This is a genomic window from Sphingobacterium sp. UBA6645 (assembly GCF_002455685.1).
GTDB classification, from domain to species: domain Bacteria; phylum Bacteroidota; class Bacteroidia; order Sphingobacteriales; family Sphingobacteriaceae; genus Sphingobacterium; species Sphingobacterium hotanense.
In genome coordinates this window covers 1-14,945 of sequence record NZ_DKLH01000090.1, presented here as the reverse complement: position 1 = coordinate 14,945, position 14,945 = coordinate 1, and the positions used below count along the sequence as shown (strand labels likewise).

Sequence of the window (14,945 nt, the reverse complement as noted above, 5' to 3'; positions counted from 1 at the left end):
TGATAATAATTGATAGGTTATAAACTAAACTCTAAACCAAATGAATAAGTCTTTCCGAATGGGGTTTCCCATCCACGGGTTCCGTACTGATTAACTTCGGGATCCGCTAGCTTAAATTTGGAGAAGGTCAATAGATTTGTACCATTGAAAAAGATTCTAGCATTACTGATTCTTGCTTTTTCGGTGATTGATGCAGGAATTCGATAAGCTAGGTTAATTTGTTTTAAACGTAAGAATGAAGCATCGTAAAGGTGACGGGTTGAATTGGTAATTCCGTCTTCTGGGTCATTTCCGCTAACTTTAGGTAATAATGCGTCGGTATAGTCTGGTCTCCATACTTCTTTAATACCATGTTCCGAACGAATCCGCTCCCAGTAATAGCCATCTTCTGCTACATCTTTAGATCCCGCATCATATAGTTTACCTCCAATTTTGTAGGTAAAGGTCATGCCTAAGCTAATACCTTTATATTCCAGTTCGGTTCCAAAACCACCATATGCTTTCGGGATCGGACTTCCAGCAATAATTTGCTTCGCTTTAGATACTGAGTTAGATGCGCCTCTGCCGTTATATAAGAAGTCGCCATCTGGATTTTCAGGATCATTAACATACCACACTGGTTTACCGTTTGTTTTATCTACTCCCGCCCACTCTCTGATATAGAAGGAATAGACAGATTCGTTTTCACGGTAAATAAAAGGAACGCGGGCATCACCGCCTGTAGGGTCAGACCAAAGGATATCCTGACCTGCATATAAGGACTTCACTTTTGATGTCAATAATGAGGTGTTTGCATTGGCAGACCAACGGAAATTGTCGTTTCTTATGATATCTCCGCTCAACGCGATTTCCACTCCGCTATTGTTGATTTTACCGATGTTTCTCAAGGTGCTTGGGAAACCTGTAACGAGTGAGATATTTACGGCTTGTAATAGGTCTTTGGAAGTTCTTGAGAAATATTCGATCGAACCGTTAAGGCGGCTATTGAATAATCCGAATTCCGTACCTACGTTGAAGTTTAAGTTTTGCTCCCAACGTAAGTTTTCATCGGCAATCGTGTTGATGGATCCTCCAGGTTGGTTCATATAATTCATGCCAAAACCCGCAAGCGAGCGCCAACCGAAGTTAGAATCTGCAAGTGTTCCGTTTGTTCCATAGGACGCTTTGAGTTTCAGGAAGCTCACTTCATTTACATTCGTTAAGAAAGCTGTATTTTTCAAGTTCACAGCCCCCGATAAAGACCAGAAGTTTGCCCAACGATCTTTTGGTCCTACTCTTGATGAACCATCACGACGGATAGATCCTGATAGGTAGTAAGTATCTAAATAGTTGTACTCCATTCTAGAGAATACAGACAACATATTGTGTCCCCAAGAATAGGAATTCGCATCTTTTACCCCTGCCGTTGCTACAGTATGCAGGGCGGAGTTTGGAAGATTTGAGCCCGCAGCGTACTGGTAGTCGGTTTCATTTTTCTGCGCTTCAAAACCCAACAAGGCGTTTAAATTATGATTGTTGAACTTCTTGTCGTAGGTTAAAGTCGATGAAGAAACCAAAATACGGTAGTTGGTGCTGTATTCGAAAACAGAACCATTAGCTGTTGCTCCATAAGTCGTATGATAGTGCAATGGGCTATAGTATAAATGATCTTTCACTTCAGCGTTATCATAAGAGAATATTGTCTTTCCTGTTAGTTCAGGCAAGATGTTTACCGTCAATGAAGGCGATGCAATCACACGAAAAGTTTTGGAGTTGTTTTCCCATTGTTTATCGTAGAATAAGGGGTTATATCCTAAAGAACTATAACGGGTGCTGTATTCCTGACCTGTCTTGTAATCCGTAGGCCAATAGAAAGGAAACAGTAAGTTGTTTGCCAGATAGAAATAGTTTGTTCCGGTATTTCTGGTGTCGTTATATCCTTCTTTATTATTGTGGGTGACGTTGATATTAGCACCGAATTCAACGATATCATGTAATTTTTGGGAGATATTTACCCGTCCGCTGATGCGTTCGAATTCGTTAGTAATTGCTCTACCGAGCTCTTTGGTATAGTTTAAAGAAGAGTAGTATCTTGTTTTTTCGTTTGCTCCAGAAAAGGAGAGGTCGTTGGATTGATGTCTTCCTGTGCGGAATAAGGCGTCGTTCCAGTCGAAGTATTTACCATCTCTATTTTCCACACCATCGGTCTTTCCGGTAATAATAATTTTATCATATAGACCGGTGCCTTCACTAGAGAAGCTATAGCCATGTATTCCAAAACGGGTATTCATGCGATCTAATGCATATTTATTTGCCTCGGCCTCTGTTTTTCCGTTGGAAGTTCTATAGTCGTGGAAAATCTGATAGAAATATTGGATTTGGTCCTGTACACTTCCCGGTTTATAATTGTCTACTGCCCAGTCTGGCGTGGTTGCCAAGGATGTGCGGAAGTCGATTTTCGGTTTTCCAGCTTTTCCAGATTTTGTCGTAATCAAAACGACACCATTTGCTGCACGGGATCCATATAATGATGACGCCGCAGCGTCTTTTAATACAGTAATGGATTCAATATCGTTCGGGTTGATGGTCGCCATGATATTGTTGGATGTCCCTGCTAATGCGGACTGCATTTGGCCAGAGTTTCCGCTATGGGCCGGGATACCGTCGACAACATACAAGGGCTCTGTTCCGGCATTCATCGACCCGATACCACGAACCTGTATGCTTGATGTTGCTCCAGCCTGTCCTGTTGTGGTGTTGATTTGTACACCAGGTAGCTTTCCAACCAATGCCTGTTCAAAAGAGTTTACCGGCACATCTCCGCCTTCTTTGTCAAAGTCTACTTGCGTTGCTGATCCGGTGAAAGCACTTTTCTTGGCAGTACCGTAAGCGACTACAATAACTTCGTCGATCGCCTCATCAGCGCTGCTCAGATTGATGTTGATTGTTTTTCTGCCTGCCAAAGGGATTTCTTGGCGTTGATAACCGATTGCAGAAATAATTAATGTAGCGTTGTGATCCGCATTTAAAGTAAAGAGACCATTTTCGTTCGTAGAGGTACTGATGGAAGTACCTTTTACAGTTACTGTGACGCCCGCTAGCGCAGCGCCATTTTGGTCTGAAACTTTTCCGGCTACTGCAATCTGTTGCGCATTAACGACTTGTAGGCTACTACAGGCCATTACGCACAGTGAAGTGAGTAAATGATGTTTCATAATAGAGGTATTTAAATAGTTTCTAGGTAAAATTTGTTTTTTAAGCTTTTATAATACCGATTCCCGGTCGGTCGGGTAGTCTGCAGAGACCATTCTCCACATACATTCCCTCGTATATGTCATTTCCGATTAGTAATGCTCCGTCAAGATCCGCCCAATCTACTAATGGTGCTAATTGCGCCGCAGCGGAAATGGCGCAGGACGTCTCCGTCATACATCCTAGCATGACTTTCATATCCAATGCTCTCGCTAATTCGGCCATTTGTTTTGCTTCACGCATGCCTGTGCATTTCATCAGCTTAATGTTAATGCCCGTATATACCCCCCGTAATGCGGTTACATCAGCTAGACGTTGGCAGCCCTCATCAGCGATCGTTGGAATCGGTGATCGCTCGGTAAGCCAGGCGTTCTCATCGATCATTTCTTTAGGCATGGGTTGCTCTAAAAATACAACGTTGCGTTCATCAAGCCAGTGAGCCATCTCTAAAGCCTCTTCTTTATTTTTCCATCCTTGGTTCACATCAGCACATAGTGGTACATCAGTCACCGAACGTATGGTGTCAATGATCATCTTATCGGTATCTAGACCCAGCTTTACTTTTAATATCTTAAACTGTTGGGCTTCCTCGACTTTCTTTCGAATCATATCCTCTGTATCTATACCTATGGTATAAGATGTTGCTGGAATAAGATCAGGGTTTAAGCCCCAGATTTTGTAGAAAGGCTGCTGCATGATTTTGCCCAATAGATCATGCAAGGCGATGTCTAGAGCGGCTTTTGCCGCTGTGTTTTTGCTGTCAACCTGATCGACATAACTCAGGATTTCTGCAGTTTCAAATGGTGAAGAAAAAGAAGATAGATCTAATTTACTTAGGAAGTTGATTACGCTTTCCTGCGTCTCGCCTAAATAGGGGGGCATGCTTGCCTCGCCGTATCCGATTATTCCATCATATTCAAGCTCGGTTAGCACAACAGGTGTTGTTGAACGGCTGAAGGATGCTACAGTAAAAACATGACGTAACTCTAATGTGTAAGGTCGGTAGCGTAGGGTGAATTTCCCCATTTTTTTTGATTGCCAAGCTGCACTCATTGGTTTGTTAATTATAATACGGATTGTTCTTTATGGTTTGTATCTGTGGATCGTCGACTCCGATATAGCGTTTTGCAGCAACTACCGTACGGGTTTGGAAATCGTCGTAGTTTGCCGCGTCTTTTAGCATAGAGTTGATTCGAACTGTTCCTGCTGAGTGAATGAATTCGCCATTGCCAATATACATCGCGACGTGTGTTACGCGAGCATTTGGGTTGCTGTTTTTTCCAGAAGCAAAGAATAATAAGTCGGCAGGTTTTAAGTTTTTCAATGCTTTTGTAGGTTCGAAATGCCCTTCAGCGTCTAGTATATCGACTTTTTCTCCAGCCAATACTTGTTGAGAAGCATCGCGAGGAATGACCACGCCATTCATATAGAAAGCAGTCTTTGTAAATCCGCTACAATCCACACCTTTTACAGACGTGCCGCCCCAAAGATAGGGAAGACCCATCATCGTTTTCGCACTTTCTAAAACATTATCGGATGTCAGTTTTCTAGTCGATATCCATTGATCGAAGCTAACAGCTTCGGAAGTGGGGATATAGGCAATACGGTTGTCGGGGTAAGCTACTTTATAGAATCCTTTTTCCTTCCCGAGCAAGCTAAGAATATTCCCATAAACTAAGTCTGATACACGTATGCTCTGATTATCGGGTTTAGAATACGATTTTCCGAAATCCTGGGTATAGATAACCTTCTGCTGTTTTTTCCATTTTTCGAAAGTAGCTTTGTCCATAGGTACTACCGATGAAGCAGGAATCCAAGAAATATAGCCTTCAGGTGTTCTCACGCGAAACTCGCCCTTATCTTTTTGGAGTATATCGACCTGAGTTCCTAATATGGCTTGAGTTGCCATTTCAGAAGCATGTCCGGGCTGCGTACGTAGATTCGCCACCGACAAATTTATCACTCCATGCGTTTTGTCTGCAACTGAACTATCCGGCAGATTGTTGATCTTAACTTCTGCTTTCAATTCTTTTACCTGCTGCAGAATATAGTCGTTCGCTGCAGGTTCCGTTGATTCAATAAAGTACTGGTTATTATTGGCGTCTGCTTTTGTGATAGCAACTATTTTCGTCCGCTTGTCAGGAGCAAAGTTTTGTTTTGCTTGTGCTACAACCGCTTGTATTTTTTTAAAAGTTGTGGAATCGCTTTGTGCGTAACTGAATTGTACAGCGAATAGGGATAAACAAACAATATGAATAATTTTCTTGTTCATTGGTATCGATTAAAATTGCTAAAACTGAGGTAAATGTGCATAAATATGCGAATAAATATGGTGATAACCTCGATTTCCCTAGCTTTTTTATCCACAATCGTAAAAAAGTATGCAATTTCTTGCAAGATTATTTCATAATTACCGCATTAATTGACATTTTACTAAAACGTTTAATTTCGGTCGAAACCTCTATATTTGTTGTTTCAGTAACCATTATGAATAATAAGAAGTTTATGCATTCCAGAAGAACATTCATTAAACAGGGCGTCCTCAGTGCTGCGAGTTTAGGCACGTTGGCATCGGCTGTATCTTGCGCTCAGCCGAGTCCATCCAAATCTAAAGGAAAAAAACCTATTGTCATTTCAACTTGGGACTTTGGCGTTGCTGCAAATCAAGCTGCATGGGAGGTTCTAGGGAAGAATGGACGGGCGTTAGATGCCGTTGAACAGGGCGTAAAAGTTGCGGAAGCAGATTTATCAAATCATACGGTTGGAAAAGGGGGATATCCTGATCGGGACGGACATGTCACGCTAGACGCGTGTATCATGGATGAGTTTGGAAATTGTGGTTCAGTAGCCGCGATGGAGCATATCGCCCATCCTATATCTGTTGCGCGCTTAGTGATGGAAAAAACGCCGCACGTTATGCTAGTAGGTGAGGGGGCAATGCAATTTGCCTTGGAGAGTGGATTTCAGAAGGATAATTTATTGACACCTGAGGCTGATAAGGCTTGGAAAGAATGGTTAAAAGAGAAGAAATATGAACCGGTAATGAATATTGAGAATAAGTCGTTTGCGACGGATCGTTTACCCGGGAACCAATATAATCATGATACCATCGGTATGTTGGCCTTAGATGCTAATGGAAATTTGTCTGGTGCTTGTACAACAAGCGGAATGGCATTCAAAATGCATGGTCGTGTGGGTGATAGCCCGATTATCGGAGCAGGACTGTATGTAGATAATGAGATTGGTGGTGCAACTTCTACAGGAGTCGGCGAGGAGGTCATTCGTACAGTGGGGAGTTTTTTGGTCGTTGAATTGATGCGACAAGGTTATTCTCCAGAGGATGCCTGCAAAGAGGCAGTGCTCCGTATTGTTAAGAAAAAACCAGAGATTGCTAAGGATATACAGGTTGGTTTTCTGGCACTGAATAAGCAGGGTGAGTATGGATCTTATGCGCTGCAGGATGGGTTTACTTTTGCAGTTTGCGATAAGGAAAAGCAAGATCTCATTGAAAAAGGAAAGTTCCATTACAAAAGCGAGACGGCTAAGTAGGCAATTCTTTGTAAATTTGTATGTAAAAATAAAGGAAAAGAAATGAAGGCAACATTCGGAGGGGGATGCTTTTGGTGTACAGAAGTTATCTTTCAAAATACAGCAGGGGTTAATTCGGTACGTCCGGGCTATATGGGCGGAGAGCGTGAAAATCCGACTTACGAGCAGGTTTGTTCAGGTGCGACAGGTCATGTGGAGGTTATTGAAATAGACTTTGATGAGAGCCAGATTAGTTTTCAGAAGTTATTGGAAGTGTTTTTTAAGACGCATGATCCTACTACGTTAAACCGTCAGGGCGCAGATGTAGGTACGCAATATCGTTCGGTAGTATTCTATCACGATGAAGCGCAAAAACTAGCAGCAATGGATTTTATTCAGGCATTAGAGTCTGAGAAAGTATTTGATAGTCCTATCGTTACTGCAGTTGAACCTGCTTCGAGATTTTGGGAGGCCGAAGCATATCATCATGATTACTTCAATCAGAATCCTCAGAATCAGTTTTGCCAGGTCGTAATCGCGCCGAAGCTCAGCAAATACCTAAAGACTTTAAATCACTAGAAATAGTGATTTTTTTTTGCCTTAATATTTCAGAGTGGGTTTATTCACAGACCACGGAAAACTTCCAATGCTTTTGCTGTTCTCAAAGGAAACATCGATTTTTTTCAATAGACAAGCCTTACTAGGTTAAGAAAATATAGCCTACGGTTTCTAAGCCCTTCAGTCTTTTTGTACCCCAACATTTTTATTTTGACTGGATAATGCCTTGGAGAACTTTAGATTAATAACAATTACTTAATAAGTAAAATATTTATAATTATTATTTCGTTTTTAATTTAGCGTCAAGCGCTCAAAGGAGCTAAGTATAGTTTTTATTTGCGCTTAGATAATAGAATAGCTAAGAAAAAATGAAAAGAGTAGGTTTAATTTATTTAATTTTAATTTTAACTATAACGTAATCTTGTCGTAAGGAAGCAAATCTTCCCGACGTCGTGGAACAGAATGCTTCTGTTCTCTTCAGTAGTAAAATTTCAGGAGAGAGCATCACTCGGGTGTCTGGCAATGTTTGGGATGCGGAGGACTCGCTGAGTATATATATGTATGAGACGGATAAGTTTACCAGCGGAAGCATTCTCCCGCAAGCTTTTAATAAAAAGTTTATCGCTTCTAGAGGCGGGAATCTCCGCCCTGCCGATGTAAATGAATCATTCCAGTTTCCCAAAGATAAAGAAGTTCGTTTTTTAGCTTTTCACCCTTTTCAGCGCGGTCCGTTGCTGACACGTTTATTAGATATTGAGAACCAGCAGAATCAATCAGCGCTTGACTTTTTACATGGGCAGAGTGAGGCAGGCCCCATATCTCAACAGGGCCCTGTTTCCTTGGTATTCGAACGCTTGATGGTTAAGTTTCAGATTACGCTAAGTAATACCTCAAGTTCGAATTTGAAGGCGACCTTAAGACAGGTTCCAACGAAGGCGACCTACGACCTGTCAAATAAAGATCTTGATTTGTATGATGCTCTTAAGGATGTAGAGGGATTTGTTTCGAAGAATAGTAAGCAGGAAACAACAGTAGAATGGATGTTATTTCCTAAACAGTTACCTCGCGCATCACAACTGGTAATCCACGATGCGAATGGAGGTACTTATACATGGAATATTGGTGAGTTGAACCTTCCACTTATGGCAGGTAATCGTTATCAGTATGAGCTCACCTTGCGTGGAGGAGCGGTACTCCCTGAGGTAAAGACTAGTTATCTTGAAGTGCCGAGGATTGAAGCCAGTGCAAATCTAGAATATAAGTTCCGAATGACACCTGATGGGTCGAAGAGAAACTTCTCTATGTTATATGATAAGGTAAATAGGTTAGCCCGCTGGGTTGCTTATCCCTTGAGTCGCGACTATGTAGGTTCTCAGCGGCGTACGAATGCTTGGAGCTACGACCCTCTTTTTCCTCAAAATACACAACCATTTCTTTCCAGTGGTTTTGGTATAACGGGCATTGATCGCGGCCACCAACTACCGAGCGCAGACCGCACGAAGAACTTCGCTGAAAATGCGACGACCTTTTATTATACCAATATGACGGCTCAGGAGTCATTCTTGAATCAAGGTCTATGGATGCGTTTGGAGGACAAGATACGCAATTGGACCTTTCAATCAGCTGTAGATACGATGTATGTCGTTACAGGCGCTGTCATTCAAACGAAAGAAGACCAAACCATCGACTATGTTATGGATAGGGGGAGGAACAGAATTGCACGTCCAAAGTACTATTACAAGGCTTTGGCGGTCAAACGAGGTAGCAATTACTACGCCATCGGCTTTAAGATGGATAATAAATACTTCCCAACCGATAATAATTTTATGAGCCACCGATTAAGTGTGGCGGACCTAGAAGAGTTAACTGGCTTGACATTTTTTCCAGGCTTGGATCCTTCGGTCAAACGGACAATAGACAATCAAATCTGGCGATAGATTTTTTACTTTTTTTACAAATAATTACTAATTCAATGAACACAAAAAAATTATTGAGCGTGGCTTTCTTGGCCTTATTGCTAGGAAGCTCGTGTAAGAACGATGCCTACCGTGATCTAGAAGAAACGGCAGAAAATGGAGTACAATTCACATCTACAATAGCAGGAAATAGCACAACTCGCGTATCCGGAAATTCTTGGGACAAGGACGATGCGATCGGTGTTTTTATGAAGCAAGGTACAGGTTTAAGTAATGTAATTGCGGGAAATAAAAGATATAGCACTGCAGGGAATGGTAATTTTACTGCTACAGGAGACGATATTATCAACTACCCTAATGAAGGTACTGTAGACTTTATTGCATACTATCCTTTTAAGGCAGATCTTCGAGATAATAGTGTAGCAATCAATGTTGCTGATCAGAGCAATCAGTCTGCCATTGACGTCCTTTATTCTAATAATGCGACAGGTTTTAACAAGGATTCTGAAATTGCAAAGCTGAATTTTAAGCATAGCTTATCGAAAGTAGAGATTACAGTTAAAGCAGGGCCTGGTGTTACTAATTTAGATGGTCTAGCTGTTACTTACCAGAACATACTATCACAGACTTCTTTAGATTTAGCGAGCGGGAATTTAACAGCGCCGACCGCTGCGACAAATATTTCGACAAAAGTTACCGCTGGAACGACGGGATCAACAGTTGAAGCGATTTTGATTCCAGAAGTTTATGGCGGAAAAGACGTAGTATTTACGATCGGCACTAATTCCTTCACTTGGAAATTGCCTACTACCTACAATTTAGAAGCTGGAAAAAAATACAATCACACCATCGAATTACGTACGGAAGCGGGAATTACAAAAGCTGTTGAGATCGGTGAAACAACGATTACGGATTGGGTGATTGTGCCTGGAAGCAGCGTTATTTTGGATAAAGACAAGGAGCCTATCAAACCTATTGACCCGGTTGGTGTTGAACAAGTTTTTTTTGAAGAAGATTTTGGTACACAAGGGCCTAGATCAAATCCTCGAGGCAGATTTGCAACCTATACAGACTTTAAAAATAAAACGGTTAAATACAGTGATTTGTACACCGACAGTTGGGCAGATATTCGCCAAACATCGACCATGGACACGCATGTTTGGTTTCCGGCGAACAGAACGACGGGTATGAAGATTGAAAATATCAATGCTGCGGGCTATACGAAGTTAAGAATGACCTATGAGCAAGCTGCTAATGGAAATAACGCTGACATTGCTGCACTGAAGGTTAACATCAATGGGGTAAATTATCCAACAAGTGGAACCTTAGGAGGACAAAACCAGTTTAGCGAAGTGGCAATCAACAGTATTGCGAGTGCTGCAAACTTAACAGTAGAGATTTCAGCCCAAGCTGCAGAGAATAAGGCTGGCTATCGTATCGATAACATCAAAATTTTCGGAACCAAATAGGGTTAACACCCAGATTTGATTCTATGAGTGAGGCTAATTCTCTAGCCTCATTCTTTCAGTTTTAAATGATTAATATAATGGCGTATGTGTAGAAAGCTACTCATCATAATATTCTTTCTCTTTTGGAGAAGCATGCTACTTATTGCCCAAGAGAAAGCACAAGTCAGTGGTGTGGTTCTGGAAGCAGGAACGCAGGCTCCATTGGTTGGCATACAGATAGACCTAGCCAATAATCAGCAATCAACAATCAGCAATGAGAATGGTCAGTTCCTGTTTGTGAATTTAGAAGCAGGATCTGAACAGCTTAGTATCCGAGCAGCAGGTTATCGACCTTTTCAGTTAGAGCTGATTATTAAGGAAGGTGATACTTTACGCTTAGACCCAATAGAGCTTGTGCTAGAACCGAAAGTTGACTACCAAATGCTGTTGGGCGTTATTGACGAAGATATTCTTGGCGATGCTGATATCTCGAATCAAGAGGTTCAATCCTCTGTCATCTTATCGAATGATATTTATCTGAATAAAGTTGGCTTTAAGCTGTCTCCATTTCGATATCGTGTTCGAGGCTTTGATCCAATCTACGAACAAACTTTTATCAATGGGGTATTGGCGAATGACCAATACCGTCGAGTATTTAATTATGCATCCATTGGTGCATTGAATGACCTGACGCGTAATGGTGATGTGGTCAATTACAATAATAGCGGAACTTTCACTTTTGGATCCATAGGTGGCTCTGAAAATATCAATATGCGGGCAGGATCATATGCCCCCGGAGCCAGGGTTACTCTATCTTATACAAATAGGAATTACTATGCTCGTAGTATTCTAAGCTATGCGACGGGGATGTCTGATCGCGGCTGGGCATTTGTAGGTGCTTTAGGTGGGCGATTTTCCGACCGTGGCTATATCGAAGGAACGTCTTATGAAAATGTTTCTTATGCGCTGTCTGTCGAAAGGCAGTGGGCTGAGGGACGGCATTCCATATCCCTTGTTACCTATGGTTCGCCTGTTGTCCGCGGACAACAGGGCTCATCATTTCAGGAAGCCTACGACTTGACCAAGAATAATCTCTACAATCCAAATTGGGGATATCAAAATGGGAAGGTTCGGAATTCAAGAATCGTGAAGGCTTTTGATCCTACTGCTATTCTATCGCATGTTTGGCGTGTAGACGAGCGAACGTCGTTAAGCAGTGGAGCGATGGTACATTATGGGCGTTATAGCAATTCAGCCTTGAACTGGTATGATGCGATGGATCCTCGACCAGACTATTACAGGAAATTACCTTCCTTTCAATTACAGGATAGCTCGCGTACATCATTAGATATTAGTGGATTAACAAATAGATGGATTTCTGGAGATTCAAAAATCACACAAATCGACTGGGATGATCTCTATGCGCAAAACCGAAATCCGGAGCATCGGAGAAAATATGCGGGCGAGGCACTCTACATGGTCGAGCGTAGGCATTTTGATTTATTAGAGGGCACCATGAATGTTAATTTTCATAAGCTTTATGATAATAACATGTCCATTACGGCGGGTGTGGAAGCTAGAAAATCGACTTCATTCCAATATAAAACAGTTAATGACTTGTTAGGTGCAGATTTCGTGACCGACTACGACAAGTTTGCCGAACGCGAGAAAGAGTTTGCAGATTTCGAAACTCGAAAGCAGAACGATTTATTGTTTCCAGATCGTAAAGTGTATGTCGGTGATATTTTTGGTTATGACTTTGAAATCGGAATACAGTCGGCAAGTATTTGGTTTAATAATCAGCATAAAACCAAGTCGTTCGATTTCTATTATGGGAGTAAGTTCTCCTATGTTGATTTCAGACGTAGCGGAAAGATGAAAAATGGTCGATTTCCAAACTCTTCATATGGCAAGGGAACAAAACATCAGTTTTTTGATTTTGCATTAAAAGGAGGTATGAACTATAAGTTTTCGGGTCGCCATTTTCTATCCATGAACGTGGGCTTGCTAACGGAAGCTCCTGTTCCGGACCGCGCTTACATTATGTCCAGATCGACCGATCAAACGGCTTTAAATCTCAAAAGTGCTCGTATTTTTCAGAGTGATTTGAACTACATTTTCTCGACACCGAAAATAGCCGGTCGAATTAGCCTGTTCCAAACGAATTTTAACGATCAGGTTGAGCGGATGCAGTATTACCATGATTCGGAGCGAACTTTTGTGTTCCACCAACTATCGGGTGTGTCGAAGGTGCATCGTGGTTTAGAAGCAGCCGCGACACTTACGCCTGATCGGCATTGGAGCATCGATGCTATATTGAATTTGGGTGAGTATTATTATTCCGCAAATCCCATGGGGACTATGAATTCTGAAAATGGAAAATTGGTGAATGTGCAGGAGAAGGTGTACTTAAAGCATGTATATGTTTCGGGAACACCTCAGTTCGCTGGAATTTTAGCGGCGCGATACTTTTATGATTTCTGGTTTTTCGAACTAAGTGGCAATTATGCAGGGAGAATGTATTTATCTGCGGCACCCCTTCGTCGCATTGCATCTAATTATGCTAATATCAATCCCAATGATACTCAGAGTTATAATGCATATCTACAGTTAAGCGCGCAAGAACGCTTAACGGACGCTATTACGTTCGACGCGTCCATTGGCAAGTTGCTCTACCTGAAAAATAGAAAATCGTTAAGTGTTAACTTTTCTATCGTCAACTTTCTGAACGATAAGAAAATTCGTACTGGAGGATTCGAGCAGGGGCGATTGAGCACGAAGTGGCCGAATCAATTTGCGCCTAGATACTTCTATATGCAGGGTTTGAATGTGTTTCTCAACACAAGTTATAGATTCTAAAAAATAAAAACGATGAAGAAGATCTACATCATATTATCGCTGTTAGTTGCTTTAGTTATTGCTGCTTGCGAACGCGATTATACTCCGCCACCTTTAACGGAGCCTAAATACAGTGGAAAACTGAATAATATCAGCATTAAGCAACTTAAGACGCAATTCAAAAACATTACAGCTCCAACGGAAGTGACCGATGAGTTTATTATTAAAGGGACGGTTCTGGGAAATGATGAGTCTGGGAATATCTATAAACAGATCTATATACAAGATGAGACGGCGGGTTTGAATATCGGCATCGATCAGAATGCGATCTATGGCTCTTATCAAGTAGGGCAGGAGCTCTTCGTGCATTTGAAAGGTTTATATATGTTGAAATATGGCGATGAGTTGCAATTAGGTATGGCGAAAACACAGGCAAACCGCATTCGCTGGGATGATTTTCAGTCGCGTGCCTTCGCCAATTCCTGGCCGAATATGAAGAACGTCGAGGCAAAGAAAATATCGATTTCGGATATGTCTGAGGAGTACTTGCATCAATTGGTTGAATTGAATGAGATCCGCTTCATCAATGGTGGAAAGAACGCGTTTATTACCGGAGATCGAACGACGAATGAAAGCATTAAAGACGCCTCTGGAAAAACGCTAGATGTCAGAACGAGTAATTATGCGGACTTCTCTCGTGAGCCATTACCGAAAGGCAAGGGGAAATTGTTCGGGGTGCTGGGGCGCTTTAATGGTGCATGGCAATTGGTCTTAAGAACGAAATCAGATATCGGCAATTTTGACGGGACGGAAGAAGAAACCGTTGAACCGAATACAGCAATATTCTTTCGGGAGACTTTTGGTAACCAGCGCTACGGGTCGGGCAACAGGCCAAAGATCAATGATTTTACCGACTTCGATATGAAAGCCCCAGTGAAATATGAGGATGACAGTAAAAATGCGGATATACGAAGTATATCAAGTGGAAGCGGTGCCCATATCTGGTTGCCGGCAAATCGGGACGCAACGGTTAAGATTTCCGGAATCAACAGTCTGAATAAGGGCACTATTAACCTTAAATATGAATTGACAGCGAATTTATTTGATGCGGGTTCGACGGCAAATCTTGATCAGATTCAGATTCGTGTTAATGGCAATATGATGGCGGTTCCGAGCAAAGTTATTTCTAACGCTGCTGGTGACAATGGAAAATTCTATCCGATTGAATTGAAAGGTTTGCCTCAAAGTGCTAATCTTATTATTGAGTTTATCTCGTCATCGCAATCGAATAAGATTGGATTCCGACTGGATAATATCGAATTAAGCGGCAGTGCGGTAGAAAAGAAGGAAGAAGTGATTGTATTAAGCAGTAAAACTATTAATTAATGAAGCGAGTACTAATTGTTAATGCGAATTAAGGGTTGAA

9 protein-coding genes are annotated in these 14,945 nt (G+C 41.7%); 6 read left to right on the top strand and 3 right to left on the bottom strand.

The features are described 5' to 3' along the window. Positions 1 to 17: 17 nt before the first annotated feature. Genes B2400_RS16440 through B2400_RS16430 form a run of 3 tightly spaced genes read right to left on the bottom strand, consistent with a single transcriptional unit; the run spans position 18 to position 5,503 of the window. Positions 18 to 3,194 (bottom strand): SusC/RagA family TonB-linked outer membrane protein, encoded by a 3,177-nt coding sequence (locus B2400_RS16440; RefSeq protein ID WP_293935041.1) that lies wholly within the window; start codon positions 3,192 to 3,194, stop codon positions 18 to 20. A gap of 40 nt (positions 3,195 to 3,234) precedes the next feature. Continuing rightward, complete coding sequence (locus B2400_RS16435) at positions 3,235 to 4,284, bottom strand: dipeptide epimerase (RefSeq protein ID WP_293935039.1); 1,050 nt, start codon at positions 4,282 to 4,284, stop codon at positions 3,235 to 3,237. 7 nt (positions 4,285 to 4,291) lie between these two features. Continuing rightward, positions 4,292 to 5,503, bottom strand: coding sequence for a C40 family peptidase (locus tag B2400_RS16430; RefSeq protein ID WP_293935037.1), 1,212 nt, complete (start codon positions 5,501 to 5,503; stop codon positions 4,292 to 4,294). Positions 5,504 to 5,736: 233 nt separating this feature from the next. On the opposite strand from B2400_RS16430, the gene B2400_RS16425 reads away from it, so the two are divergent. From B2400_RS16425 to B2400_RS16400, 6 genes are all read left to right on the top strand, one after another. After that, the gene (locus B2400_RS16425; protein ID WP_293935109.1) at positions 5,737 to 6,780 is read left to right on the top strand and encodes a N(4)-(beta-N-acetylglucosaminyl)-L-asparaginase; all 1,044 of its coding nucleotides are present in this window, start codon (positions 5,737 to 5,739) and stop codon (positions 6,778 to 6,780) included. A 42-nt stretch (positions 6,781 to 6,822) separates the two neighbouring features. Then, positions 6,823 to 7,338 carry a peptide-methionine (S)-S-oxide reductase MsrA gene (msrA, locus tag B2400_RS16420; protein WP_293935034.1) on the top strand — a complete coding sequence of 172 codons (516 nt, stop codon included), beginning with the start codon at positions 6,823 to 6,825 and terminating at the stop codon, positions 7,336 to 7,338. Between the two features lie 431 nt (positions 7,339 to 7,769). Then, positions 7,770 to 9,254, top strand: coding sequence for a DNA/RNA non-specific endonuclease (locus B2400_RS16415; protein ID WP_293935031.1), 1,485 nt, complete (start codon positions 7,770 to 7,772; stop codon positions 9,252 to 9,254). A 35-nt stretch (positions 9,255 to 9,289) separates the two neighbouring features. After that, positions 9,290 to 10,702: a fimbrillin family protein gene (locus B2400_RS16410; RefSeq protein ID WP_293935028.1), complete on the top strand. Its 1,413-nt coding sequence runs from the start codon at positions 9,290 to 9,292 to the stop codon at positions 10,700 to 10,702. Positions 10,703 to 10,834: 132 nt separating this feature from the next. Beyond that, entirely contained in the window at positions 10,835 to 13,540 is a 2,706-nt protein-coding gene (locus B2400_RS16405; RefSeq protein WP_293935025.1) for a TonB-dependent receptor, read from the top strand. A 12-nt stretch (positions 13,541 to 13,552) separates the two neighbouring features. Continuing rightward, positions 13,553 to 14,905 carry a DUF5689 domain-containing protein gene (locus tag B2400_RS16400; RefSeq protein ID WP_293935023.1) on the top strand — a complete coding sequence of 451 codons (1,353 nt, stop codon included), beginning with the start codon at positions 13,553 to 13,555 and terminating at the stop codon, positions 14,903 to 14,905. Positions 14,906 to 14,945: the final 40 nt, after the last annotated feature.

What these genes read in the sequence shown, in the direction of transcription:
- B2400_RS16440 (WP_293935041.1), bottom strand. Translation starts at nt 3,194, where the DNA reads ATGAAACATCATTTACTCACTTCACTGTGCGTAATGGCCTGTAGTAGC.
- B2400_RS16435 (WP_293935039.1), bottom strand. Translation starts at nt 4,284, where the DNA reads ATGAGTGCAGCTTGGCAATCAAAAAAAATGGGGAAATTCACCCTACGC.
- B2400_RS16430 (WP_293935037.1), bottom strand. Translation starts at nt 5,503, where the DNA reads ATGAACAAGAAAATTATTCATATTGTTTGTTTATCCCTATTCGCTGTA.
- B2400_RS16425 (WP_293935109.1), top strand. Translation starts at nt 5,737, where the DNA reads ATGCATTCCAGAAGAACATTCATTAAACAGGGCGTCCTCAGTGCTGCG.
- msrA (WP_293935034.1), top strand. Translation starts at nt 6,823, where the DNA reads ATGAAGGCAACATTCGGAGGGGGATGCTTTTGGTGTACAGAAGTTATC.
- B2400_RS16410 (WP_293935028.1), top strand. Translation starts at nt 9,290, where the DNA reads ATGAACACAAAAAAATTATTGAGCGTGGCTTTCTTGGCCTTATTGCTA.
- B2400_RS16405 (WP_293935025.1), top strand. Translation starts at nt 10,835, where the DNA reads ATGCTACTTATTGCCCAAGAGAAAGCACAAGTCAGTGGTGTGGTTCTG.
- B2400_RS16400 (WP_293935023.1), top strand. Translation starts at nt 13,553, where the DNA reads ATGAAGAAGATCTACATCATATTATCGCTGTTAGTTGCTTTAGTTATT.